At 53.9% G+C, this 22,603-nt stretch carries 23 protein-coding genes and 1 tRNA gene; 4 read left to right on the forward strand and 20 right to left on the reverse strand.

Annotation, left to right across the window (positions count from 1 at the left end):
- Positions 1–9 precede the first annotated feature (9 nt).
- The 5 genes from JW937_04805 to JW937_04825 all read right to left on the reverse strand — a co-directional run bounded on the left by JW937_04805 (position 10) and on the right by JW937_04825 (position 3,778).
- Positions 10–1,041 (reverse strand): phosphate acetyltransferase, encoded by a 1,032-nt coding sequence (locus JW937_04805; GenBank protein ID MBN1586732.1) that lies wholly within the window; start codon positions 1,039–1,041, stop codon positions 10–12.
- Complete coding sequence (locus JW937_04810; GenBank protein MBN1586733.1) at positions 1,034–1,975, reverse strand: sensor domain-containing diguanylate cyclase; 942 nt, start codon at positions 1,973–1,975, stop codon at positions 1,034–1,036. Before JW937_04810 ends, JW937_04805 begins: the two co-directional genes overlap by 8 nt.
- Positions 1,976–2,089: 114 nt before the next feature.
- The gene (locus tag JW937_04815) at positions 2,090–2,641 is read right to left on the reverse strand and encodes a helix-turn-helix transcriptional regulator (GenBank protein ID MBN1586734.1); all 552 of its coding nucleotides are present in this window, start codon (positions 2,639–2,641) and stop codon (positions 2,090–2,092) included.
- A gap of 219 nt (positions 2,642–2,860) precedes the next feature.
- The gene (locus JW937_04820; GenBank protein ID MBN1586735.1) at positions 2,861–3,442 is read right to left on the reverse strand and encodes a hypothetical protein; all 582 of its coding nucleotides are present in this window, start codon (positions 3,440–3,442) and stop codon (positions 2,861–2,863) included.
- Positions 3,443–3,778: a hypothetical protein gene (locus JW937_04825; GenBank protein MBN1586736.1), complete on the reverse strand. Its 336-nt coding sequence runs from the start codon at positions 3,776–3,778 to the stop codon at positions 3,443–3,445.
- A gap of 151 nt (positions 3,779–3,929) precedes the next feature.
- On the opposite strand from JW937_04825, the gene JW937_04830 reads away from it, so the two are divergent.
- Entirely contained in the window at positions 3,930–4,802 is an 873-nt protein-coding gene (locus JW937_04830; protein ID MBN1586737.1) for a LysR family transcriptional regulator, read from the forward strand.
- Between the two features lie 38 nt (positions 4,803–4,840).
- Here JW937_04830 and JW937_04835 read toward each other — a convergent pair whose 3' ends face one another.
- From JW937_04835 to JW937_04900, 14 genes are all read right to left on the reverse strand, one after another.
- Entirely contained in the window at positions 4,841–6,289 is a 1,449-nt protein-coding gene (locus tag JW937_04835; GenBank protein MBN1586738.1) for a deoxyribodipyrimidine photo-lyase, read from the reverse strand.
- The gene (locus JW937_04840; protein MBN1586739.1) at positions 6,289–6,612 is read right to left on the reverse strand and encodes a tryptophan-rich sensory protein; all 324 of its coding nucleotides are present in this window, start codon (positions 6,610–6,612) and stop codon (positions 6,289–6,291) included. The genes JW937_04835 and JW937_04840 overlap by 1 nt, the downstream gene beginning before the upstream one ends.
- Positions 6,593–7,663, reverse strand: a complete 1,071-nt coding sequence (locus JW937_04845; GenBank protein ID MBN1586740.1) for a class I SAM-dependent methyltransferase — start codon at positions 7,661–7,663, stop codon at positions 6,593–6,595. Before JW937_04845 ends, JW937_04840 begins: the two co-directional genes overlap by 20 nt.
- A 1-nt stretch (position 7,664) precedes the next feature.
- A complete protein-coding gene (locus JW937_04850) occupies positions 7,665–8,456 on the reverse strand; it encodes a DUF1295 domain-containing protein (protein MBN1586741.1) in 792 nt (263 codons plus the stop codon).
- A complete protein-coding gene (locus tag JW937_04855) occupies positions 8,453–9,826 on the reverse strand; it encodes a chalcone isomerase family protein (protein MBN1586742.1) in 1,374 nt (457 codons plus the stop codon). Before JW937_04855 ends, JW937_04850 begins: the two co-directional genes overlap by 4 nt.
- Positions 9,813–11,825 carry a DUF1365 family protein gene (locus tag JW937_04860; protein MBN1586743.1) on the reverse strand — a complete coding sequence of 671 codons (2,013 nt, stop codon included), beginning with the start codon at positions 11,823–11,825 and terminating at the stop codon, positions 9,813–9,815. Before JW937_04860 ends, JW937_04855 begins: the two co-directional genes overlap by 14 nt.
- A complete protein-coding gene (locus JW937_04865; protein ID MBN1586744.1) occupies positions 11,822–13,090 on the reverse strand; it encodes an FAD-dependent oxidoreductase in 1,269 nt (422 codons plus the stop codon). The genes JW937_04860 and JW937_04865 overlap by 4 nt, the downstream gene beginning before the upstream one ends.
- Positions 13,077–14,546 carry an SDR family oxidoreductase gene (locus tag JW937_04870; GenBank protein MBN1586745.1) on the reverse strand — a complete coding sequence of 490 codons (1,470 nt, stop codon included), beginning with the start codon at positions 14,544–14,546 and terminating at the stop codon, positions 13,077–13,079. Before JW937_04870 ends, JW937_04865 begins: the two co-directional genes overlap by 14 nt.
- Positions 14,547–14,561: 15 nt before the next feature.
- Positions 14,562–15,071, reverse strand: a complete 510-nt coding sequence (locus tag JW937_04875) for a glutathione peroxidase (GenBank protein ID MBN1586746.1) — start codon at positions 15,069–15,071, stop codon at positions 14,562–14,564.
- 170 nt (positions 15,072–15,241) lie between these two features.
- Positions 15,242–16,141, reverse strand: a complete 900-nt coding sequence (locus tag JW937_04880) for a PAS domain-containing protein (GenBank protein ID MBN1586747.1) — start codon at positions 16,139–16,141, stop codon at positions 15,242–15,244.
- Positions 16,142–16,938: 797 nt separating this feature from the next.
- The gene (locus tag JW937_04885) at positions 16,939–17,163 is read right to left on the reverse strand and encodes a type II toxin-antitoxin system HicA family toxin (GenBank protein ID MBN1586748.1); all 225 of its coding nucleotides are present in this window, start codon (positions 17,161–17,163) and stop codon (positions 16,939–16,941) included.
- Positions 17,160–17,372 (reverse strand): type II toxin-antitoxin system HicB family antitoxin, encoded by a 213-nt coding sequence (locus tag JW937_04890; GenBank protein MBN1586749.1) that lies wholly within the window; start codon positions 17,370–17,372, stop codon positions 17,160–17,162. Before JW937_04890 ends, JW937_04885 begins: the two co-directional genes overlap by 4 nt.
- Before the next feature lie 196 nt (positions 17,373–17,568).
- Positions 17,569–17,644: transfer RNA gene (locus tag JW937_04895), tRNA-Phe, on the reverse strand.
- A gap of 143 nt (positions 17,645–17,787) precedes the next feature.
- On the reverse strand, positions 17,788–18,276 hold the full coding sequence (locus JW937_04900) for a GNAT family N-acetyltransferase (GenBank protein ID MBN1586750.1): 489 nt from the start codon (positions 18,274–18,276) through the stop codon (positions 17,788–17,790).
- A 246-nt stretch (positions 18,277–18,522) separates the two neighbouring features.
- Between JW937_04900 and JW937_04905 the strand changes: the two genes are divergently transcribed.
- From JW937_04905 to mutY, 3 genes are read left to right on the forward strand one after another with little or no spacing between them, the layout of a single operon-like run.
- On the forward strand, positions 18,523–19,839 hold the full coding sequence (locus JW937_04905; protein MBN1586751.1) for a citrate synthase: 1,317 nt from the start codon (positions 18,523–18,525) through the stop codon (positions 19,837–19,839).
- 13 nt (positions 19,840–19,852) lie between these two features.
- Positions 19,853–20,731, forward strand: coding sequence for a discoidin domain-containing protein (locus tag JW937_04910; GenBank protein ID MBN1586752.1), 879 nt, complete (start codon positions 19,853–19,855; stop codon positions 20,729–20,731).
- Positions 20,728–21,792 (forward strand): A/G-specific adenine glycosylase, encoded by a 1,065-nt coding sequence (gene mutY, locus JW937_04915; protein ID MBN1586753.1) that lies wholly within the window; start codon positions 20,728–20,730, stop codon positions 21,790–21,792. Before JW937_04910 ends, mutY begins: the two co-directional genes overlap by 4 nt.
- Before the next feature lie 59 nt (positions 21,793–21,851).
- Here the strand turns inward: mutY and JW937_04920 are convergent.
- Positions 21,852–22,603 (reverse strand): ABC transporter ATP-binding protein (locus JW937_04920; GenBank protein ID MBN1586754.1); only part of this gene is annotated, 752 nt, incomplete at its 5' end.

The following is a 22,603-nucleotide window of genomic DNA, read 5'->3' on the forward strand; positions in this document are numbered from 1 at the left end:
CTTCCTCCGTTAAAGACGAGTATTCGCATAGTATTTTTCCATGTTGATTAGAGGTTTCTTTTTCTCCCGGCTCTGAGCCCTCATGACCGTAAACGCAGTACAGTCAACAATATCCTCAACACTGCACCCACGGGATAAATCACTGCAGGGCTGCACAGTGCCCAAGATAATCGGCCCTATAGCGCGGGCTCCGGCAAGTCTCTCGGTAAGTTTGTAGCCGATATTTCCCGAATTCAGATCAGGAAAAACCAACACGTTTGCCAGGCCCGCAACCGGACTGTCCCCCATTTTTTTTGCTGCAATCTCAGGAACAATAGCGCTGTCCACCTGCATTTCGCCGTCAATGGGAATCCCATATCCCATTTCTTGCGCGATCTGCACCGCATCCTTAACTTTGGTCACATCCTCATGGTTGGCGCTGCCTTTGGAGGAGTAGCTCAACATTGCAACGCGTGGAGGGATATCGAGAGCCTCCTCCATAAAGAATGCGCTCGCCAATGCGATTTTCGCCAGTTGCTCGCTTGTCGGAGAAGGAATAACCCCGCAATCCGCAAAAACAATGAGTCCGCCTTCCCCTGCGGAACAACCCGGGACAGCCATCAGAAAGCAACTGGTAATGAGACCGACGCGCTCATCTACATCCATGCAGTAAATAACCGCACGCATCACGTCCGCCGTAGAAGACGCGGCTCCAGCAACCATCCCATCCGCAAGGCCCAGACGCACCATCATCGCAGCAAAGAACAGATTGCTTTCCATCAACTCGCGGCTTTTCTCATAGGTCAGATTCCTCTTCTTCTCACAGAGAAAGTTCGCGTATATCTCCCTCTCAAAGGTATCGATATCATCTCTGTGCAGCATAATCGGTTCTGCAATTCCCATTTCCTGCACCTGCTTTGCCGCCACAACAACTCTTTCATCCCATGCCTCCGGGAACACAATTCTTTTGGGTCTGGCCTTTGCCTGTTCCCGTACTCTTTCCAGCACGCTGTTGTCCATTTTTCTTTGCCTCACTTCTTTCTCGATATTCTGTTTATCCATAGAAACACACGTCATTCTTCCCGGTCTCTTTCGCCATGCAGAGCGCCATGTTGGCCTGCAGGAACAACTCCTCCTGAGTCATCCCCATCGCATACTGGGATACGCCGATGCTGCAGGTGACCGATTCTTTTGCCTCCATGCCGGAAATCTCTGCCTTCAGTTGCTGAGCCAGATCGAATGCGTCATCCCTCTTTGTGGCAGGAAGCATTACCAGGAACTGGTCCCGGGCAATCCGGCCCACCAAATCACGCGGCCGGGATTTCTGGTTGAGCAACTGACCGATTGATCCAAGCAGCTTGTCTCCGCCGTCTCTTCCGAACTCGTTGTTGTAACGGTGGAAGGAGTCGATATCGATCATCATCAGGCACATAGAGCTGAACACATCGTTGATGCGGTTTATCTCTATGCCTAACTGCTTTCTGAAGAACTCATAGCTGTATACCTGCGTCAATGAATCCTTCATCAAGGTTTCGAATTTGTCCTGGGATGCTTTGGGAGTTTCTCCCGCAGAGGTGCCTAACCGGCTCTGGCGGATCTGTTCACTAATATCATTCAGAACGCCCTCCACACCCATGACTTCGCCGTTCTTATCCAGCAACAAGTTACTTCTGGCTGAAACCACGACCCGGGTGCCATCCTTGCGCTGCATCCGCACCTCATAGTCACAAACAGCACCCTTCTCATTCAGGGCTTTCAAAAAGACGGTCCGGTCCCCTGGATTCTCGTACAGCTCCTTGGCCAGATTACGACCCACAAGCTCATCGCTGTCCTGATACCGGAACATCTCTGCCAGCGCCTGATTCGCGAACAGGATATTGCCCTCTGTATCCGTCGCATACACACCACTTCTCATTGAATCCACGATTCTTGTGCAGGCGTCTTGGTGCTCGCCCAGGACTTGCACTCTATTGGCCGACTTGATATTGCTTTTCATGCCCTGCCTCCTGTTGTAGTTAGGCCCATCCGCCGGTTTTCCGGCACACTGTTTTTAAATACTTTACAGTATGTACTAATACTTAACATCCGGTCCAAAAAAAACCGCATCTTCCTAAAAGGTCGGAGGTGTTACCACCCACAGCGCCTCGGTCTTCCCCTGGTGGATATTTCTAAAAGAATGAGGCGTGTGCGAATTGAAATAGATGCTGTCCCCCTTCTTCAACTGATAGGTCTTATCCTCCAGATTGAGTTCCAGACTCCCCTTCAAGACCAGTACAAACTCCTGCCCGTAATGGGTGTACACATCCGTACCGGAGCTTGCTTCCCGCTCCAGTTCAAACAAGAGCGGTTGCATTTGCTTTGTTGGCCCCGGGTTCGAGAGCACAAACATCTTGATGTCACTCCCGATATCCCTGATCGCATCCCGATCCGCTTCCCTTACCACAGGATCATCCAGGACCTTATGCTGCTCGCCCACCAGATTCCCCACTGTGGTTTGAAGATGATCCGCCACCTTCTTGAGCGTGACCAAAGAGGGGGAGGTCTTGCCTTGCTCGACCTGGGACAAAAAGCTGGCACTAACCCCAACCTTATGCGCCAGTTCACGTAAGGTAATTTGTCTTTCCCGCCGCAGCCTCTTCATCTGTATGCCGACTATCTTCATATCCCGCCTCTCCTGGATAAATGTAACCTACGGAGACCTTATTGTCAACCCCTAATTAACAAATAGATCGAAAAGTAACTATAACTGGAATTCGGCAGAAATCTTTCCCGAAGGAGAGCCTACCCCTGAACTCTATCTTGATTCTCGTCTAACAAAGCCTGGCATGTGACCGGAGCATGTCTTCAACTCTCTGCCGCAGGCTCCGGTCGCTCACACGGTTTACTTCACATCCTCAAACACCCTGCCCACTTGTTGTTTAAGCCTCTTGGCCGAATCGATGAGGCTTGGGCCTGCCTTGATAGTCTCCACAATAGTCTGTGCATCCTCCGTAACAATGAGCGCATCCGGTCCGATGGATATAACCCCTTCACGAGGCAGCAGACCCTTACCCTCCAGCATGTCTCTGAGCAGTCCACCAGAGACCTCAAAGTGTGTGATCTCTCCGCTCCCAGGACGGAAAAAGAAAGAAATTACCACCAAATCCAATCTTTCGCCGCTTTTGCTCAATACCGGCACTCCATTGATCCGTCCCCCCAGCTCAAGATCTTGATCCACTTCGGACCAAGGAACGGGCTTAGTCAAGTTCTCTTCGGAACGGATCATCAGCGCATCGATACCGAATGTCTCAATGTCCTCCACCCGGATCAGCGCCTCCTCGGCCTTCATATCATCCACCAACAGGGCGCTGACTCGGCCGGGATCAGCCTCCACAGCGGATTGGACCACACGTCCCAAAACCTTTCCCTCCGAGATCGAGTAAACTGGGCTATCCAGCAATTGAGCTAGTGGTATAAAACTCATTCAAATACCTCCCTCCTGGAATCCAGGACTTTTGGCTCCTGTGATTGCCTCTCTTAGAATCCTCCGCGCCACTTCATCTTCCTTGTCTAATTCCTCCAGGATGTGGCGCGCTATCTTGACCGCCTCAGGATGATCCCCCTTCCTCAGGAAATGTCCTGCCTCTGCAATCAAGTACCCTCTTTGCGAACGCTCGTAGTCAAGACTCCTGCTGTTGCGGATAACATCTTCAGCGGACTCTAAACTGACAGGCGGATACGCAAGAGACATGGCCACTATGAACCCCACAACAAAAGTAATGCCTCCGATCGACAACCCCTTTATGGCGTTCCATTCCATATCCAGTCAGGCCTTTCATCAGTGTGACTATTCATAAATGTTCTAATACGCAATGTGTGTGACTTCCTCATTGATCTTTGCTTGCAATCTCGCACATGCACGACTATGATTCAAATGAATAACGTTTGATTAATCATGAGGCTATTTCATAATGATCCATTCGTTTCAGATTCTCTGTGACCTGATTGAGACTCAGAGCTTCACGGAAACCGCGGAAAAGAACTTTCTGACCCAATCGGCGATCAGCCACCACCTTAAGTCGCTGGAGACAAAGCTCGGGGTGCAGCTCGTTGAAAGGGGATACCGCAAGCTCCGGTTGACCGACTACGGCAAGCTCGTATATGGAAAGGCTCGCAATATCGTTGACGAGTTTGAGGAATTACAGACCCTCCTCAAACAGCCGCAGGACGAGATCCGGGGAACGCTGCGTTTAGGCTCCATCTACACAGCAGGCTTACACCTTCTCTTGCCGTATACAGCAGAATTTGCGAAAAAATACCCGCAGACAACGCTGCGGCTGAAGTACCTGCTTTCTCCGGAAATCTATGAGGGAGTGCTGCAAAACCGTTTGGACTTGGGTGTGGTGGACTTCCCCAGGCAACACGCCGGGATTCAGATTGTGCCCTTTCATTCCGAACCCCTGGTCATGATCACCCCTCCGAATCATCCATGGGCCAAGCTCAAGCAAATCAGCCTTCGCAAATTGGGAAATGAGCCCTTTATTGCCGCATCGGAGGAACTCCCCATCCGTCAGGTATTTGACAAAATATTCTCCGATGCTGGGGTTCGAGTCCACATCGCGTATACCTTCAACAATGTCGAGGTTGTGAAAAAGGCTGTTGCCACCGGCCTGGGAGTCTCGATCGTCCCCAAGACTGCAGTCCAGGGCGAGATCCGCTCAGGCGAGCTGAGCAGCGTCAAGTTTATGGAAACCTTTCTCGAATGGCCGCTCGCTCTGATCCACCGCAAGCACACCCGTCAAAAGTCTGCAGTCCGCAAGTTCATCGAACTCATGACCTGCTGAAGGAGAGTTGGTTCGGAATAAGAGTCTGCACCACGAATTCAGCCTACTCGCTCCTTCATCTTGTCGAGAGCTCCCAGGGCCCGGTCTCTAGCCTGGGAATGGTCAATCACCGGATTGGGGTAGTTTTTGCCAAAATCCACTCGCGCAGCGCTGAGCTCATCGGCCGGCGCTTCCCATGGCCGGTGAAGCCACTTGGCCGGCATTTCACCCAGCTCGGGAATCCACCGGCGCACATAATTCCCGTAAGGGTCGAATTTCTCCCCTTGAATGACTGGGTTGAAGATCCGGAAATAGGGAGCCGCGTCCGCACCGCAACCAGCCACCCACTGCCAGCCCAACGTATTGTTGGCAAGGTCTGCATCGACCAAGGTGTCCCAGAACCAGCGCGCCCCCTCTTGCCAGGGAAGCAGAAGATCCTTTACTAAGAAGGATGCCGTCACCATTCTCACTCTGTTATGCATCCATCCGCTTTCCCAAAGCTGCCGCATTCCAGCGTCGACAATCGGATAACCCGTTCGGCCCCGCTGCCAAGCCCGCAAATTCTCCGCGCCCTTCCGCCAAGGGAAACGCCTGAACTCCGGCTTTAACGGCTGCGAGGGCGTGTCCGGAAAATGATACAGGAGATGATGAGCAAATTCGCGCCAACCCAACTGCCGCAAATGTGCCGAAAGACTGGCTTGGGCCTTGGGTGTCTGGCCTTGGGATTTTCTAATCAGCTCGTGCCGCACTCGATGCGGGCTGATCTCTCCCCAAGTCAAATGGGCAGACAATGCAGAAGTGCCTTCCAAGTCAGGACGGTCCCGGTCACCGGCATAACTTAAGGCCGGCTCGTCGAGAAACTTCTTCAGCCTTTGCCAGGCGCCCTTTTCACCCGGCTGCCAAGCCTCTTTCATTCCGCCGGTCCAATCCGGAAGCGGCAATAAATCCAAAGCAGATAAGGATTCTCCGGCCGGATAGTTCTGCGGTACGGGTATTCGCGCAGGCACCCCATGCGAATCGAATACCCAGGGCAGAGCGTGGAGGACTTTCCAGAAAGGCGTGAACACCTGGTAAGGCTTGCCCGCCTGGTTGAGGAACTCATCCGGTTCATTGAGCAAGCTCCCGCTCAAGAGCCGGACCTCCACACCGGAGTCACGGAAGCTGAGTTGGATGTCCTCCTCCACTTTTCTGGCCGCCGGCTCGTAACGGCGGTGCCCAACCAATAGATCGGCTGAGCTTTCCTGAAAGACTTGCTTCAATATCTCCAAGGTGCTGCCCGAGCGCACGACGAGAGGCGCGCCCTTCTTTTCGAGATCAGCGGCCAATGCAGACAAGGATTGATGAAGCCACCAACGGCTTGCGGCCCCGGGCGCCCATCCCCCTTCGGAGTCCGGATCCCAGATAAAGAGCGGAATAATTTTTCTCTTTCTCGCTAAGGCCTCTTCGAGAGCTGTGTTGTCCCTTAGCCTCAAGTCTTTTCGGAACCACAGAATGGCTTTCTTTTCCATTACACGTGTTTCCTGAATACGAGTGACTTTAACGGTTGAGCCAAAAGAAGGAAGCATTCAGCAATGCGGCGAAGCCCCGGTGTTCTCATCCGGCTGGACTCTTGCTGCCAAATCAACGCAGCCGCCAATCCCATCATTCGGTAGAGAATACTCCAACCAACGGGAAAGACTGCGTCCGGAGGCGTAAACGCAGGGCGAACCAATGTCTCGCACCACACACCCGGCTCGAAGCGGCTGCTGAGAGCCCCGACTGCCGGACACAAACCGACCCAGCCCAGCACAACCCATGCCGATTTACGGCTGCTACTTAATTCGGGAAGCATCTGAACCTTCCTCTTGTGTCCCGTGCTTTTCAAAAAGATAATGACTCACTCCCCATTCCCTTCCTCCCGCATGGCCAAAGAGCTCAGCACAGGCCATAAAAAAGACTCGCCAGAAAGAAAAACGCTTCCGGGCCTCTTCCGGCCCGTAGGTCTTGGCAAAAATCTCCAGGATCTCTTTGCGGTTCTTGTCTTGATTCTTCAACCACGCCTCACATGTTCGATGGTAGTGCGTTCCGCTCACACGCCACTGGCGCTGTAGTTTTAAATCCTTCTGAAAATAACTCAGAAGATCTTCCGAGGGCATAAGCCCTCCTGTGAAAAACTCGCGCGCCATCCAATCACTCGCACCCTCGTCTACAAAGGGATAAGCAAAGCTGCGATGGGTAAACATATGCACAAAGAGCTTCCCATTGGGTTTAAGCCATCCGGAAATACGAGCCAGGAGCTCCTGATAATTGCGCATGTGTTCGAACATTTCTACGGATAGCACACGATCAAATCGCTCTTGGGTGCCAAACTCATTCATGTCCGCACATATCACCTGCACATTGCCCAGGCCCAGGCGCTCGGCTTTCTCCTCTATATAGGCCTTTTGGTACCGGGAATTACTCACCCCAACCACCGTAGACTCCGGAAAGCGACCGGCCACATACAAGGTCAAGGAACCCCAACCGCATCCCAATTCCAGCACTTGCTGGCCATTAGTCAATTCTGCACGCTCCGCCGTAAGCGCCAGCATCTTCTCCTCGGATTCATCCAAGGTGTCAACACCCTCAGGCCACAAACCCCCGCTATACTTGAGCCGCTTGCCCAAAACCTTTTCGTAAAATGCCGGCGGCACCTCGTAATGCTGAGTATTTGCCTCCTGGGTATTGAGGGCGATGGGCGAAGAACGCAGCTCCTCAAGCAGGTCCTCCAAACGGCGACGTTGGACGGCTTTTCCACCCAATGCTTCGACACGCAGCTTGCGCGCATTCAAATGACGGATGGCCGGACGCAAGACACAATCCGGAATCAATTCACGTGCAATTAATTCTTCATAGAGAGGCATCTCAAGACACTCCTTTCTTCTTGAACCAGGGCACAAAGGGGCTCGTGCTCCGCTGATACTGCCGATAGCCCTCGCCCTTGGTCTTGAGGGCCTGGGCCTCGGTCGCCGGAATCCCAGTCACATTAAAGAGGAAGTGCAACATCGCAACCGGGCAAACCAATGCAACCCAACCATAAGGAGAAGGGAGTGCCGCTAGGGACACAGCCACCCAAATCAACCATTCGAAGAAATAATTCGGATGCCGGCTATAGTTCCATAGCCCCGCCCGGCAGACTTGACCGCGATTGGCCGGATCTTTCTTGAATCTGTGAAGCTGAAAATCCGCCAGGGTCTCGCCGAAAAGTGCAACGGCCCAGACCCCTATCCCCAAAATCTCCAAGGCACCGCAACCCGCCCTGGGGTCCACGCTCATCAGAAGCGCAGGCAAACTGAAAAGCAAAGCTGCCAGACCCTGAAATTGAAAGAACAGAAACATCCGGAGTTCAGCCTTCTTACCCCATTTATCCCGCAATTGCGTATAGCGCGGATCTTCTTCGTGTTTGCCGCGGATGCGCGTCCAGTAGAGAAAGGCAGCCAAACGAAGACCCCAAAACCCAATCAGGCCCGCGATCAACAAACGGCGCATTGGATCTCCGTCTCCGGTCAGCGCGTACATCCAGGTAATGAGCGCGATGCTTAAACTCCACACCCCATCCACGATACCGGCATTTTTCTGCCTGTAGGAGATGTACCAAATCACAGACATCAACCCAAAGGCGAGAAGAAACCCTGCACCCAAGAGTTCCCAGATCATCCGTTCATTCTCCTGCCACGACCCAACAGCTGTTCTCTGAGTTTAGGGTGGATAGGACGCTCGCCAAGCCATATTCCAAAGTAAGCGGCCGCAAAATCATCCCCGGGAATCTCTGTCTTCAGATCTCCATTCAAGAGCAGCCGGGTACCCCGCCCGGGCGCATACTCCAGCTCATACACATCCCCTTTTTGAACCGATTCATAGCAGGCAGCCATCTGTTCCACACGCGCTGCAATGGAGTTAAAATCTACGGCCGGATTACTCTTCAAGTTTTTCTGCGCCGCATTAACAATGACATGGCGGTCAATGGCCCGGTGATAGCGAATACTCAACACCTTTGGGATCGCAGCCAAGATATCCTCTCCTTGCTCCGTCTCTCCGGTATACAGGGCTGCGGTGTAGACCTGCATACCGAGAAATTTTAAAGTACCCTCCCCTCGTAGCGGCAACCCGGCCCCTGCAAAAGCCGGAGCCAATCCCAGAGACAAACTGACCAAAAACAACACCATCAAGCTCGCCAGGATCCCTTTGGGCGGGCTACGCAAATCCCAAACAATGCGCATCCAGGAAAGCCCTTTTAAGATGGTGTGCGTCAAATCGATCTCCCACCAGTAAAAACCCTGGCGCTCGGAACCTGGGTAACGGTGGTGGTTGTTGTGCCAGCCTTCGCCCATGGTCAGCAGTGCGACCCAAAGGTTGTTCCGGCTCAGGTCCGGTGTATCAAAGCGCCGGCTGCCAAAGATATGGGCCACTGAATTGACCATGAAAGTACAGTGATACAGAACAATTGTACTCAGCACAAAACCCCAGATCAGTAGCTGGGCCCCATTCGTCCCGAGTTCAGGGCGGGTTGCTTCCAGAAAGACACCGAAAGCAAACAACAGCGCGGCCAAGGCCAGCGGAACCGCATAGGGATGACGATTGAGCCACACAAGTTCTGAAAACTTGGCCAAATCCGGCACACGGCTCTCGATATTTTCGGGATAGAATCGGCGCCTCACAATCCAACCCATGTGAGACCACCAGAAACCCTCCTTGGGAGAATGAATATCCTGATCTGTATCCGCATTACGATGATGGTGGCGGTGGTGCGCGGCCCACCAAAGCGGACCCATTTGCAGAGAGGCAACACCCAGGAGCGCCAGTACCATTTGAAAGGCACGGCTTGTCTTATACGAACGATGAGAAAAATAGCGATGGTATCCGGCAGTGAGCCCGAACATCCGCAGGACCAAAGTCGCAAGAAAGACTCCCAGGGCCACGGGACTCACCCCAACCCAAAAGACTGCGAGACACGCCAGGTGCAACAAAAAGAAAGGAACCGCTCCGCGGTAATCAATGGGATCTAAGGCTACACTAGTTGCATTCATCGGCAACTCCTGAGGGGCTGTGCGCCGGCCGTGCCTCCTTACGGCGCAGCACAAGATGCAGTGTGTTCAAGAAAGCTTCGGCAAAACCCGCTTCACAATAGGCGAAGTAGTAGACCCACTTGCGCAGGAAGTTCTCGTCAAAGCCCAGGTTCCTAACCTCTTCGCGGCGGTTAAGTAGACGCTGCCTCCACCGGGCTAAGGTTGGGGCATAGTGCAAACCAATATTCTCCACCTCACCGATGCGCAGGCTTGTCTCGCGCGCGAGGGCCTCGGATATCGCTCCCAAACTCGGCAGATGGCCGCCAGGGAAAATGTGCTTCTGAATCCAATCGCTGCTCGCGCGATAGTCTTCGTAGCGTTCATCCGGCATCGTGATGACCTGAAACACGGCCCAGCCGTCCGGCTTGAGTAAGGCATCACAGGTCTTGAAAAAGGCCCCCAAGTACTCGTGCCCCACGGCCTCGAGCATCTCAATAGACACAATACGATCGTACTTTCCCTCGAGCTGCCGGTAATCGCAAAGCACCACCTCGATACGAGATTCCAATCCTTCCTCGGCCACGCGACGGCAAGCCCAATCGAATTGCTCCTGGGAAATCGTCACGGCGGTCACCCGGCAACCCGTACGCTTGACCGCTTCGATTGCAAAGCTGCCCCAACCGCAACCGATCTCCAACACATGGTGCGAATCCGTCAGCTGCGCCTTATCGAGAATCTTGGAAATTTTGGCCTGCTGAGCCTCTTCCAGAGGCTCACTCCCCTGGGCAAAATAGGCGCAAGAATACATCATGGAAGGATCCAGAAATAAGCGGAAGAAGTCGTTGCTCAGGTCGTAGTGTTCGCGGATGTTTTGAGAGCTCCCCTGCAAGCTATTGGGCCTCAACATGTGGAGAAGACGGTTGCGCAAGCGGCCCAGCCAAGAGAAACGCCTCAGCGGCGCCTCCAAGGACGGGAGGTTCCGGAGCAGAATCCGCAACAGTGCTGTGAGATCTTCCGTGTCCCAAATCCCCTCGGTGTAGGTCTCACCAAAACCCACATCCCCATCCCGCAACACTCTCTTGAAGAAGGCCCAGTCTCGAATCCTCAAGTTGGCTCGTACCCCGGACTCTGGATCTCCAAGGTCTTTCTCTGTCCCATCGGGTAGGGTCACTCTGATCTGTCCTTCATCAATGCGGGAAAGCAAACCCAGCATAAGACTCATCCGCCACTTGTTCAGCAATCCACGCAGAGGATATTGACTGGTCATCTCGGAAGCCGGAACAGGTTTCTTAAAGACTTGTAGCTTTTTTCGAAAATGGAGCTTAGCCGCCTCCCAGCAAATCCACGGAAAAGCCAGCACTACACTCAAAGAGTAGCGCATCGCAGACCGTATAAGATTGGGAGTATTGAGCGGTAGGGCTCGTCCCCACAGCTTGGATTGGAATTCGAGACGGCCTTCCCTATAGAGATCGATCCGGATATCCAAGCCTTCTCCTAATTGACTAAATCTAAACTCATAGTCTCCCTGCATATCGTAAAAAGGACTGACATGGAATTCCTTGGATGCTTCGAAACAAACGGCTCCGGACTTCTCCGATTGCTTTGGATGCTCCAGACGGTAAAGGTGATTCTCTGCAAAGGTGTTATTGACATCCGCCACTGCAGCCACAAGTTCACCCCGGGAGCCATAGCAGAGAAAGAAACTCACCGGTCTGAAAGCATAGCCCGCTATTCTGGGCATGGTCAGCAGCTCCACGCGTCGAATCAAAGGCAAAGTCCCATTGTGGGAAAAGGCTTCTCGAATCTTATCCCAGGGAGTCCCCTTATAGAGCCGCATGTAATCCTCAGACTTAACAGAGAGGGCATTGAAACGATTGTACCCAAAGCCCTTAACATGCCGGTCTAGCTCCTGGAGTTCATCCACGTCCAGGGCAAAGAAATATACCGGGTACTTGAAAGAATGCTCCGCAGGATACTTCCTTTGATGGAATATATGCCCTGTGTAAATCCTGGATTTCATAGCGCTTCTCCAAAATGCCGGGCCACGTCCACTGCGGAACTTACCGCGTCCTCATGAAATCCATAACCGAGGTAGCTTCCACAGAAATAGGTGTTTCTCTGCCCGTTAAGTCGACGGATCCCGTCCTGAGAGGCAATGGACTCAAAGGTATACACCGGGTGCGTGTACTGGATCCTTTTTAGGATCTTCTCCGAAGCAATGGGCGAGCGCCGGTTCAGGCTCACGAAATAGTCCTGTCCTTCTATGCCCTGCAACCGGTTCATGTAATAGGTCACCGAGACTGCTCCTTCTTCGGAGCCTGAGTCTTCTTGAGCGTAATTCCACGAAGTCCAGGCACGGCGGGTAGGCGGCATAGCGCTTATATCCGTATGCAGAAGGACTTCGTTCTTGGAGTACTCCCAATTCGAGAGCAAACGCTTCTCATCCTCAGAGGGATCGCTCAAGAGTTCCAAGGCCTCATCCGCATGCGTGGCCATTACCAGGCAATCGTGCTCCTTGCGGGCACCGTCGGCAAGCAGGACCTGGATCTTATTCGCTTGGCGCTTTGCGGCCCGCGCCGCAGATCCAACATGAATCTGGCCCCTAAAGCTTTCCTTGAAGGCCCGCACATAGGACTGGCTTCCTCCGACTACAGTCCGCCATTTGGGTTGCTGAGTAACGCTCAGAAGCCCGTGGTTCTCGAAAAAGCGCACAAAGACCTGGGCCGGAAAATCCCGCATCTGGTCCGTGGGGCAGGACCAAATGGCAGCGCCCATGGCCAAAACATAGCTTTGCACAAAGAGCTCACTCAGCCCCAGACGATTCAGGTACTCGCCCAGCGTCAAGCCGTTCAGGTTGCCTTCCACCAGATCCTTGCGCGCCCTCTTGTTGAAACGCAGGATTTCACTCACCATTCTATAGAAGCGCGGACTGAGCAGATTGCTTCTCTGAGCAAAGAGCCCGTTCGGCACATCAGAAGAATAGTGGAAGCCTGATTCTTGATCGAAGAAACTAAAAGACATGTCGCTCTGGCGCGAATCCACATTGAGCTCGGTTAAAAAGCGGCAAAACAACGGGTAGGTCTTTTCATTAAAGACAATGAAACCTGTATCCACCGGCACACTCGACTCTCCATGCCTTTTCAACTGCACCGTATTCGTATGCCCCCCCAAGTAGTCGTTCTTTTCGTAGAGGGTCACCGAATGCTTACGGCTCAAGAGATAAGCCGCCACAATTCCTGCAACTCCACCTCCAACAACCGCAACGTTTTGTTTACTGGGATCCATTGCGAAGACCTCCCGTTCCTCCTGCACGACGCGCTGCTGCCACAATAGAGCGTAACATCCCTCCAAAGACCCAATAATGAATTGGGTACAGGGCGTACCAGTACAAGATTCCTCCCAATCCCAAAGGATCAAAAATGGCTGTTTGAAGCAACTTGGATCCTCCAAGTTCTGGCTTCACTTCAAACTGCAGCCACGCACGCCCGGGAGTCTTCATCTCAGCTTGTAGTCGCAATCGCTTTCCGGGCTCGTACTGTTCCACGCGCCACCAATCAATCGTATCTCCCACACGCAATTCTTCGGGATGGGGTCGCCCACGCCGCAGTCCCACTCCACCCACCAAGACATCCAAAGCTCCGCGCAAATGCCAAACCCAATCCGCAAAGTACCAACCCGTGTCACCCCCAATACGCCTCACTGCACCAAAAAGCTGCTCAGATGAAAGCTCTGTTTCTGCAATGCGGCTATCCAGAATACGGTTCCCGAATCGTACACCTGTCCAGTCCTTCACCGGCCCAGAAGAGGACAAGGCATCCGACCAGCGCGTTTGCGCCAGAGCCGCGTCCTCACTGGCAAGCGCACGGGCAATGGCGTCCGCATGACCACAAGGGCGAATGCCAAAGATTTGAAGAGCCCGGTCATCGTTCACAACCGTGGAGTGCTCGATACTCTCGATTAGCTTGCGTCCCACTCGGGCATACAGTGGCGTGACCAAACCCAACCAAAGGCTGGACAATTTCGGGCTCAGAACAGGCACCCGAATTAGGTGACGCCGCAGCCCACGCTGTCGCGCGTACTCGAGCATCAAATCCCTGTAAGAGACTTTGTCTGCACCACCAATCTGAAAAACCTGTCCCTCAAGACCTTCCTTGTCGAGAGCCATCTTCAGGTATTCCAGCAAGTCTCCGATAAATATGGGCTGTGCAAGATTCGAAACCCACCGCGGGGTGATCATCACAGGTAGCTTTTCCACGAGGGAACGGATCATCTCAAAGGAAAGACTCCCGGAGCCGATGACCACGGAGGCCTGGAACTCGATCACCGGAACTCCGGAACTCCTCAAAATCTCACCCACCTCATGGCGGCTGCGCAAATGGGCCGAGAGATCTTTTTCCAAGGGAGCCAAGCCACCCAAATAGATGATGCGTTTGAGCCCTGAGCGTTGAGCCACACTGGCGAAATTTCCGGCCCCCCGCCTGTCCAAGTCCTCAAATCCCTTGGATGTGCCCATGGAATGAACCAGGTAATAGGCGGTATGCACGCCCTCTAGAGCAGAAAAGAGAGAGTCGGGGTTCAAGACATCGCCGGGTACAACTTCCACTCGAGAACCCGCCCGGGACTTAAGATTCTCCGGTCTCCGTGCCATACAGCGGATCGAGCTGCCCGCTTTCTCCAGTTCGGCCAGAAGACGCCCTCCCACATATCCTGTAGCCCCTGTGATCAGAATCTTCTTATCCATAGCCTGCTGCCCTTCTTAGGCATGTCCTTGTTGTAAGAGTGCCTCTATCATTTCCACCACCTCCTTACTCAAAGGATCCTTCATAGAACTGAACCGGCCCACAACCCGGCCCTCCTGATCAACAAGGAACTTGGTGAAATTCCACTTGATGGCTCCTTTGAACTCGGAGTTTTGGGTCAGGTGGGCATAGAGAGGGTGTATTTGATCTCCCTTCACGCTGATCTTGGAAAAGAGCGGAAAGCTCACTCCAAATCTTGTGCTGCAAAAGCCCTTGATCTCTTCATCAGATCCGGGTTCCTGATTCCCGAAATCATTGGCTGGAAAAGCCAGCACCTCAAAGCCCTGATCCCGGAACTGCTGGTAGAGCTTTTCCAGAGAGGCATATTGGCGTGTGAAGCCACACTTCGACGCTGTGTTTACAACCAAACAAACCTTGCCCGCATACCGGGCCAAATCCACTTGCTTTCCTTCAATGTCCAACACCTTGTAAGAGTACGCAGTTTGAGCTGCCTGAACAGGGTTCATGTGAAGCCCTCCTAATGTGATTGCTGCAATTGCGGTGACTGAGATTTGGAATACCCTTGATCTCTTGTTGTTCGTCTTCATGTCGCCCTCCTTCATTGGCGATACTGATGATCGCATGCAAAGCACACCCTGCCAACGCGAATTGAACAACTATAGAACACCTATCTCCCTTAGGTGTTATGTAAAGATCGTAGCGGAGTATCCGCGCTCAGAGACTGGAGATAGGAGCTTAGATTGGCCTTTTTCTTAGAGATTCCCAGCTTCTTGCGAATGGTGTTGCGCTGATTCTCGATGGTGGAGAGGGAAACATTGAAAAACTGCGCCATGTCCTTGCTGCTGAGGCCACTGCGAATCATGTTGCAGATGTGAATTTCCCGGGGAGTCAGGCTGTAGAGCTTGCGCGTAATGCTGGCGCCAAAGGTGGAGGTCAGCTCCTCCAAATTCTTCTGAAGAACGTCGGTGTATTTCTTATCTTGAGCATCCAGCTTGGATCTCAGCTTGTGAATTAGGGGCATGAGAACAGAATCCACATTCTCGATCACCTGGTCTTTGATCTTCTTCTTTTCAAGTTCGATCTGACTCAGGATTTCCTGCAAAGCAAGGTTTTTTTCTTCGAGCTTGCGGGTTCTTTCCTCGACAAGACGCTCCAAGTGATTCCGGTGGCGGTTGAGTTCGGTTTCAGCCTCAACCCTCTTTGTGATATCCGTCTGCACTCCGATGTAGTGAGTCAGATCGCCTTTTGAGCCGAAGACTGGGGCCAGACTCAGCTCATTCCAAAAAGGCGTTCCATCCTTGCGGTAGTTGCGCAATTGAACCGTGCAGGATTTGCCACTCTGCAACGCCTTGGCGATCTCTTGCACACCCGGCTGTTCACGATCCTTTCCCTGCAGAAAGCGGCAATTGACACCCAATACTTCCTTGGCCTCGTACCCTGTGATTTGTTCAAAGGTTTTATTGACGTAGATAAGGGGCATATCCGGGGCAGAGGCATCCGCAACCGTAATCGCAGAGGAGCTTGCATCACAGGCCTGCATCAAGAGATCTGCTTCCAGGGTTCTTGTCTTCTCCATTGCTGACTCCAAGATACACGAGCTCGGTCAATACGGGAAAAATCGCCACCTAAAAGTGATAGGTATTATATGAAGATTCTAATGATGTTGTCCAGGAGCATGGGAGGGGGCATACTCATCTCAAACACGTGAAAGGAGACCAAGCCATGAAAACTTTGATGATAATTCCAGCACTCCTACTTCTGTTCGGATCCTTCGCTCTTGTACCGATCGAGGCAAGTGCCTGCGGAGGAAGTAGCGGAGGCGGATACAGCTCAGACGCGGGAGACACCGCTTCCTCTGCTAAGTCCGGATACGAGCTCTAGTCCTACCCCCAAGAACCCCACAGTCCCCAGAAAACGGCCCGCAAGGGCCGTTTTCATTTTGGAAAGCCTGAGAGGGAGAGATGAAAATGGCACCCGGGGTCTGTGATTGCGAAGGAACATGGTGACTGAAGCAACCTGTGCGGAGGGCGAAAACGTCATCGTGAACGCAGTGAAGTGATCTTTGTTCCGCATAGATTGCTTCGTCGCCTTCGGCTCCTCGCAATGACGAGAAAAATAGTGCCGAGGCCCTGAATCTCCGGGGCCTATTTTCGTAACTTGTTGAAGGAGAGTTACTTCGAAATAAGAGGCTACGGATACAGCACTTGCGGGTTTTCCATAGTCTACATTGTTTACACTGAGTACCCTGGAGTTTGACCAAGGATGGTCACAAAATGGTCACAAGACCTACCTCACAGGAACTACCCACAGATTCAGATCACCCAAAGCACACCGTGAGCAATTCCGCGGACGGGCATCCTTCGGAAAGACTACTCACAGAAGTTCCTTGAACACATCGACCGTCAGGCCGGCTTGTCTGATGATGGCTCGCAGTGTACCTTTCGCAATCTCTCGATGATCCGGAACGACAATACGACGATAAGGCGAAAAATCTTGCCGCAGGACAATGTGGCTACCCTTCTGTCTATCCTTGGTGTAGCCAATCTTGACAAGGGCTGCGATTACCTCCTGCCCGGAAAGATGCGGCAAATGGCTCACAAACCTACCTCAATGACTTCTTCGTCAATGGAGGGAGGAATGGGTTCGTCGTGAGCCTTAAGACTCTCCATATAGACAGCCACAGCTTCCTTAGCATTCATAAGGGCTTCTTTTCTTGTGCGCCCCTGGGACACACAGCCAGGTAGTGCAGGAACCTGCGCGACGAACACACCATCTTCATCTATTTCGATAAGGACCCGGTACTTCATGCCTTTCTCCTATCATGTTCAAATCTGCTTAGCTATTCAGATCCACAAGGAAGAATCTCGCTGCCAAGTATTCTACCTGATCTCCGTTCTAGGGTCATGGGGGATTGAGAAAAATGGTGCCGAGGCCCTGACCACTGGCCCCCGTCAGGAGGACCATGCCAGGGGCCAGGGCCTTACAGATTTCGCAGAAACAAAATGGTGCCGAGGCCCTGAATTGAACAGGGGACGCAGGGATTTTCAGTCCCTCGCTCTACCAACTGAGCTACCCCGGCACCTAGGAATAAAATCAGTTACTCAAGTGGATCCCCGCTTTCGCGGGGATGACAGTATGAGGGTTGGAAATTTAGATCATATACCGTGACGGAAAGGGGGTCAAGACGAGTAGATCCCCGCCTACGCGGGGATGACCACAACACTATGGTGACAAAACATACCGCACGCACGGTTGGCCCGCGTATTCAGACTCCCCTACCCGCACAAAGCCCGCTTTCTCAAACAAGCGCAAGCTGCCGGCGTTCTCAGGCTTGATATCGGCCAGGATCTCCAGCGGCCCCCAATCCGCGCGCATCCTCTCAATACCCCCCTGCAGCAGCGGCCCGCCCAGACCCTTGCCCCTAAAAGCCGGATCCAGCACAATCCCGACTTCCGCGTGCTCCGGAGCGCTGCGCACAAAACGCACCAGGCCCACGTGCTGTCCCTGAGCGCTCTCAGCCACATAAAGCCTGGAATCCTCATCTGCCAGACGCTTTTTAAACCACTGGGCGTGCTCCTCTTCCGTGATCTGATGCGAAGAAAAGGAGGCCCGGCGCGTCGAGGGCTCATTGGACCACCTGAGAATCCGGGCGCTGTCCCCCGGCCCTGCGGATCGAAAATGGAGTTTGGGCTTTTCCGGACAAGGCGGCATTTCTTCTATCTCTTTAATTTAGAGCCTGTTATACGCATAGAGCTAAGAACTCCATCAAGTCTAGCAAAAAAGGCCCCCGCTTGCTACAATGACGCAGGTCACCTTCTCCACGGTAGACCCCAATCCGAGTTTCCATGAAACATCCATGGTAGCCGGCCCCCCTGATAAGAAAACTTGTCTTTTGGCCGGCCTTTGTATGTAATCCTATTCACGCTCATTAAGCGGCGAAAAGCACGGAGGAAGACAATGAGTTCATCTGCAACAACTTCGACCCCTAAAACGGCTCAGCTCAATCTGGGCGATAAGCAAATCGATCTCCCCATTATCACGGGCACGGAGAACGAGCACGCCATAGACATCACAGCGCTCCGCAATCAGACCGGATACATCACCATGGATCCGGGCTTCGGCAACACGGGTATTGACCAAAGCGCCGTCACATTTATTGATGGTGAGAAAGGCATCCTGCGTTACCGCGGCTATCCGATCGAACAGCTCGCTGAGAACGCCCGCTTTTCGGAGGTGGCTTATTTGCTCATCTACGGAGAACTGCCCACTGCTTCCCAGATGGAAGCATTTTCCGCGTCGCTCACCGAGCACTGCATGATCCACGAGGACATGAGGCACTTTTTTGACGGCTTCCCGGCCGGCGCGCATCCCATGGCGATCCTTTCGAGCATGGTGTGCTCTCTTTCCACCTATTATCCGGAGCTCGGAAGATGGGATATGACCCAGGAGCAGATGGATACCTCAATGGCCCGCGTCATTTCCAAGGTGCGAACCATGGCCGCCTTTTCCTATAAAAAGTCAATCGGCCGCCCCTTTGTCTACCCCAGTTCCAAGCTGAAGTATGCCGCGAACTTTCTTAACATGATGTTCCAAACCCCCTCAGGCGACTATCAAATCGATCCGGATATTGAGCGCGCTTTGGACGTCCTGTTGATTCTGCACGCCGACCACGAGCAAAATTGCTCAGCTTCTACAGTGCGAATCGTGGGCAGCAGCCAGGCCAATCTTTTTGCCTCCATTGCCGCAGGCATCCTCGCCCTGTGGGGGCCTCTGCACGGCGGTGCCAATCAGAAGGTCATCGAGATGCTGCGCTATATCCAGGATGAGGGCATCAAGGTGAAAGACTACGTCGCAAAGGTCAAAGAAAAGAACAGTTCTGTTCGCTTGATGGGCTTTGGCCACCGCATCTACAAGAACTACGACCCGCGAGCCAAGGTGATCAAGAGTCTGGCCGATAAGGTCCTGGCCAAGAGGGGCATCAATGATCCGCTGCTCGATCTGGCTAAGCAGGTGGAAGAGGCCGCCCTCAGTGACGACTACTTTATCGAGCGGAAGCTCTATCCCAATGTGGACTTCTATACGGGGATCATTTACCGTGCCATCGGCATTCCGACGGACATGTTTACCGTAATGTTTGCCATCGGCCGGGTCCCCGGCTGGGTTGCCCAATGGAAAGAAATGCGGGAATCTCCGAACACGCGTATCGGACGCCCTCGCCAGATTTACACGGGACATGCCGAGAGGAATTATGTACCCATTGCAAAGCGCGTCTAAGTCCCTAGGAATCATGATGATGGTCCTTGCGGGCCTCTTGTTGCCGCAGGCGGCAGAGGCTCACTGGGCCAGTTCTTCAGAGAGCGGCCAGGAGGCGGCTCTTGCCTTTGACGGAGACACTTCCACGCGCTGGCGCGCAGGCGTGGGTACCTACCCGCAAATCCTCAGAATGGACTTAGGAAACAGCCAAAGCATCTCCGGCATCAAGACCACCTTCCCCAACAACCGGGCCTACCTCTATGAAATTTTTGTCTCCGACGAGCCACAACCCGGGGAGAACCTGGAGGCTGCCGAGTGGCGCTGTGTAGTCGAGTCCAAGGTGGGCGACAATGAGTCCAAAGACACCTTTGCACCCGTGCAAGCACGCCATGTTGCAACGCGGTTCAATTCCCTGACACCCAACGGCGGCGTGGAGTTGGATAACCCGTACGGCGATCCCCAAGGCTGGACCTTGACCGTCGAATCAGAACTCTCGGATCAAGCGCATACAGGAAAGAGAGCCCTCTTTGCGAAGGAGGGCTACAGCTTCACCAATTACACCTTGGACCTCTTTGAAGTGGCCGGGAAAGTCTACACATTCAGCTGTTACGGTAAATCCGACGCCAAGGCAGCCGGCTATGCCGTGCTCATCTGCCAGGATCTGGAGGGCAATCAAGTGGTTTTGGACGCGCCTTTCGGAGTCTTCACCGGCAAGTACCGGCGCTTTGTGAGCCGGGTCCGCATTCCGCGTTCAATCGATAGCATTGCCCGGGTCAATCTTTACCGCATGAGCGTTAGCATGAACGGCAAGGAGCCTGAAGAAGCCGCAGGCATCTGGTATGACGATTTGACCCTGGTCGAAGGACCTATTGGCTCGGACCTACCCATGGTGATCGAGCAGTCAGTCGAGTGAATCCGGGCCAGTTCCAGTCCCAACTCCTCACCTGGTACCAAGCCCACAAACGCGAACTCCCTTGGCGCGAAAACACGGACCCCTACCGCGTGTGGGTCTCTGAGATCATGCTGCAACAGACCCAGGTCGACACGGTGCGCGAACGTTTCACGCATTGGATGGGGCGATTTCCTCAACTCTCGGACCTTGCGGCCGCTCCGGTGGAAGAGGTGCTCAAGGAGTGGGAAGGCTTGGGCTATTACAGCCGGGCCCGCAATATTCACAAGGCTGCGGTGGAGATTTGCCGGGATCACAACGGGCAGATCCCCGGTACATACGAAGAGGTCCTGGCTTTGCCGGGCATCGGGCGCTACACAGCCGGAGCCGTGCTGAGCATCGCCTTTGGAAAACCCGTGCCTCTGGTGGACGGGAATGTGATCCGCGTCCTCTCGCGCGTGGCTCTCATTGAAGACGAGGTCAGTAAGGCCTCTGTGCAGAAACAGATTTGGGCCTTGGCCCAAAGCCTGGTACCCAAGGAAGCCCCCGGAGATTTCAATCAAGGCCTGATGGAACTGGGGGCCACAGTGTGCACACCCGCCCATCCGGCCTGCGAGTCTTGCCCTGTGGCCAACTTGTGCAAAGCCAAACAGCACGGCCGCCAGTCCGCACTGCCGGTTACGCGTCCCCGGCCCAAGACCGTGCAAATGCGCTATGCTGCCGCTCTGATCCGGGCGGACGGGCGCATCCTATTGCGCTATAACGCGCCGGGCCAGCTCTGGGCCGGCCTGTGGGACCTGCCTCAAGTGGAGACACAGGATTCGGCAGAGCCCGACTTCAGCGCGGTCTGCGGGACCCAAACCCTCACAGGAGCTCTGGTCGGGGAAGTACGGTATTCCTTCACACACCACCACGCGCGCCGAAAACTCTATTGTGCTGAGATTGTGAAAAAGGCGAGACTGAAACCGCCTCTGGAGTGGATTCCGGAACAGAAGCTCAAGCAAACCCCGCTGGCCGGTCCGGCCGTCAAATCTCTCAAGCTAGCAGGAATACTTGATGTCATTCCCGCGCAAGCGGGAATCTAGTTTAATCACTAATAGCAAGTAGATCCCCGTTTTCACGGGGATGACAGCAACCCTACCTCTTAAAGCGAGTGCAGGAGCTCCAGATCCGCAGGCGAGCTGGGCACATGACCGCGGCGGCCCTGCAAAGCCTCCACACTGCGGTCCGAGCGGATGCGGCCCTGGTTCATGAGCAAAACCCGGTCGCAGAGCTTGAGCGCAAAGGCAATATCGTGGCTGATGAGGATGAGGGCCGAACCCCGGCGGCTCAAGTCTTCCAGGGCCTCGCGCACCCGGTCGGCGTTTTGCACATCCAGACCTGCGGTGGGTTCATCCACAATGGCCAGGTCCGGTTCCTGGGCCCAGAGGCTCGCCACCGCCACCAAGCGGCGCTCCCCATAACTCAACGTCTCCAGGCGGCGCAGCGCCAAGGCCTCCAATCCCAGCTTCTTGAGAGCCCAATCCGTGCGCTGGTTGCCGGCCTGTGCCCTCCAGCGCAGCCCTACCAGCGACTTGCGGATAACAGCCCGCACCGTGCTCCTGTCCGAAGCACGGCCAAGGGACTGAGGGACAAAGCCCACTTTCTCGCCGAGCTCAACATCCCCCCATTTGGAAAGCGGCCTTTTGTTGAGCCAAACACTTCCCCGGACCGGCCGGATCTGCGCGGCCATCATCTGCGCCAGGGCGCTCTTGCCCGAACCTGTGGGCCCCACCAAGGCAATCGAGGCGCCGCCCAAAACACGCAGGTCGATGTCTGAAACCCCGGGCTTTCCGTTGGGCTGCTCCAGACTCACCTGCCGCAGATCCAAATCCAGGGCCTTGGCGCGCGGGCCCA

The organism is Candidatus Omnitrophota bacterium, assembly GCA_016929445.1.
Lineage (GTDB): Bacteria > Omnitrophota > Gorgyraeia > JAFGIU01 > JAFGIU01 > JAFGIU01.

Excerpts from the sequence above, each read along its gene's own strand:
- JW937_04805 (MBN1586732.1), bottom strand. The coding sequence starts at position 1,041 with ATGGATAAACAGAATATCGAGAAAGAAGTGAGGCAAAGAAAAATGGAC.
- JW937_04810 (MBN1586733.1), bottom strand. The coding sequence starts at position 1,975 with ATGAAAAGCAATATCAAGTCGGCCAATAGAGTGCAAGTCCTGGGCGAG.
- JW937_04815 (MBN1586734.1), bottom strand. The coding sequence starts at position 2,641 with ATGAAGATAGTCGGCATACAGATGAAGAGGCTGCGGCGGGAAAGACAA.
- JW937_04820 (MBN1586735.1), bottom strand. The coding sequence starts at position 3,442 with ATGAGTTTTATACCACTAGCTCAATTGCTGGATAGCCCAGTTTACTCG.
- JW937_04825 (MBN1586736.1), bottom strand. The coding sequence starts at position 3,778 with ATGGAATGGAACGCCATAAAGGGGTTGTCGATCGGAGGCATTACTTTT.
- JW937_04830 (MBN1586737.1), top strand. The coding sequence starts at position 3,930 with ATGATCCATTCGTTTCAGATTCTCTGTGACCTGATTGAGACTCAGAGC.
- JW937_04835 (MBN1586738.1), bottom strand. The coding sequence starts at position 6,289 with ATGGAAAAGAAAGCCATTCTGTGGTTCCGAAAAGACTTGAGGCTAAGG.
- JW937_04840 (MBN1586739.1), bottom strand. The coding sequence starts at position 6,612 with ATGCTTCCCGAATTAAGTAGCAGCCGTAAATCGGCATGGGTTGTGCTG.
- JW937_04845 (MBN1586740.1), bottom strand. The coding sequence starts at position 7,663 with ATGCCTCTCTATGAAGAATTAATTGCACGTGAATTGATTCCGGATTGT.
- JW937_04850 (MBN1586741.1), bottom strand. The coding sequence starts at position 8,456 with ATGATCTGGGAACTCTTGGGTGCAGGGTTTCTTCTCGCCTTTGGGTTG.
- JW937_04855 (MBN1586742.1), bottom strand. The coding sequence starts at position 9,826 with ATGAATGCAACTAGTGTAGCCTTAGATCCCATTGATTACCGCGGAGCG.
- JW937_04860 (MBN1586743.1), bottom strand. The coding sequence starts at position 11,825 with ATGAAATCCAGGATTTACACAGGGCATATATTCCATCAAAGGAAGTAT.
- JW937_04865 (MBN1586744.1), bottom strand. The coding sequence starts at position 13,090 with ATGGATCCCAGTAAACAAAACGTTGCGGTTGTTGGAGGTGGAGTTGCA.
- JW937_04870 (MBN1586745.1), bottom strand. The coding sequence starts at position 14,546 with ATGGATAAGAAGATTCTGATCACAGGGGCTACAGGATATGTGGGAGGG.
- JW937_04875 (MBN1586746.1), bottom strand. The coding sequence starts at position 15,071 with ATGAACCCTGTTCAGGCAGCTCAAACTGCGTACTCTTACAAGGTGTTG.
- JW937_04880 (MBN1586747.1), bottom strand. The coding sequence starts at position 16,141 with ATGGAGAAGACAAGAACCCTGGAAGCAGATCTCTTGATGCAGGCCTGT.
- JW937_04890 (MBN1586749.1), bottom strand. The coding sequence starts at position 17,372 with ATGAAGTACCGGGTCCTTATCGAAATAGATGAAGATGGTGTGTTCGTC.
- JW937_04900 (MBN1586750.1), bottom strand. The coding sequence starts at position 18,276 with ATGCCGCCTTGTCCGGAAAAGCCCAAACTCCATTTTCGATCCGCAGGG.
- JW937_04905 (MBN1586751.1), top strand. The coding sequence starts at position 18,523 with ATGAGTTCATCTGCAACAACTTCGACCCCTAAAACGGCTCAGCTCAAT.
- JW937_04910 (MBN1586752.1), top strand. The coding sequence starts at position 19,853 with ATGATGATGGTCCTTGCGGGCCTCTTGTTGCCGCAGGCGGCAGAGGCT.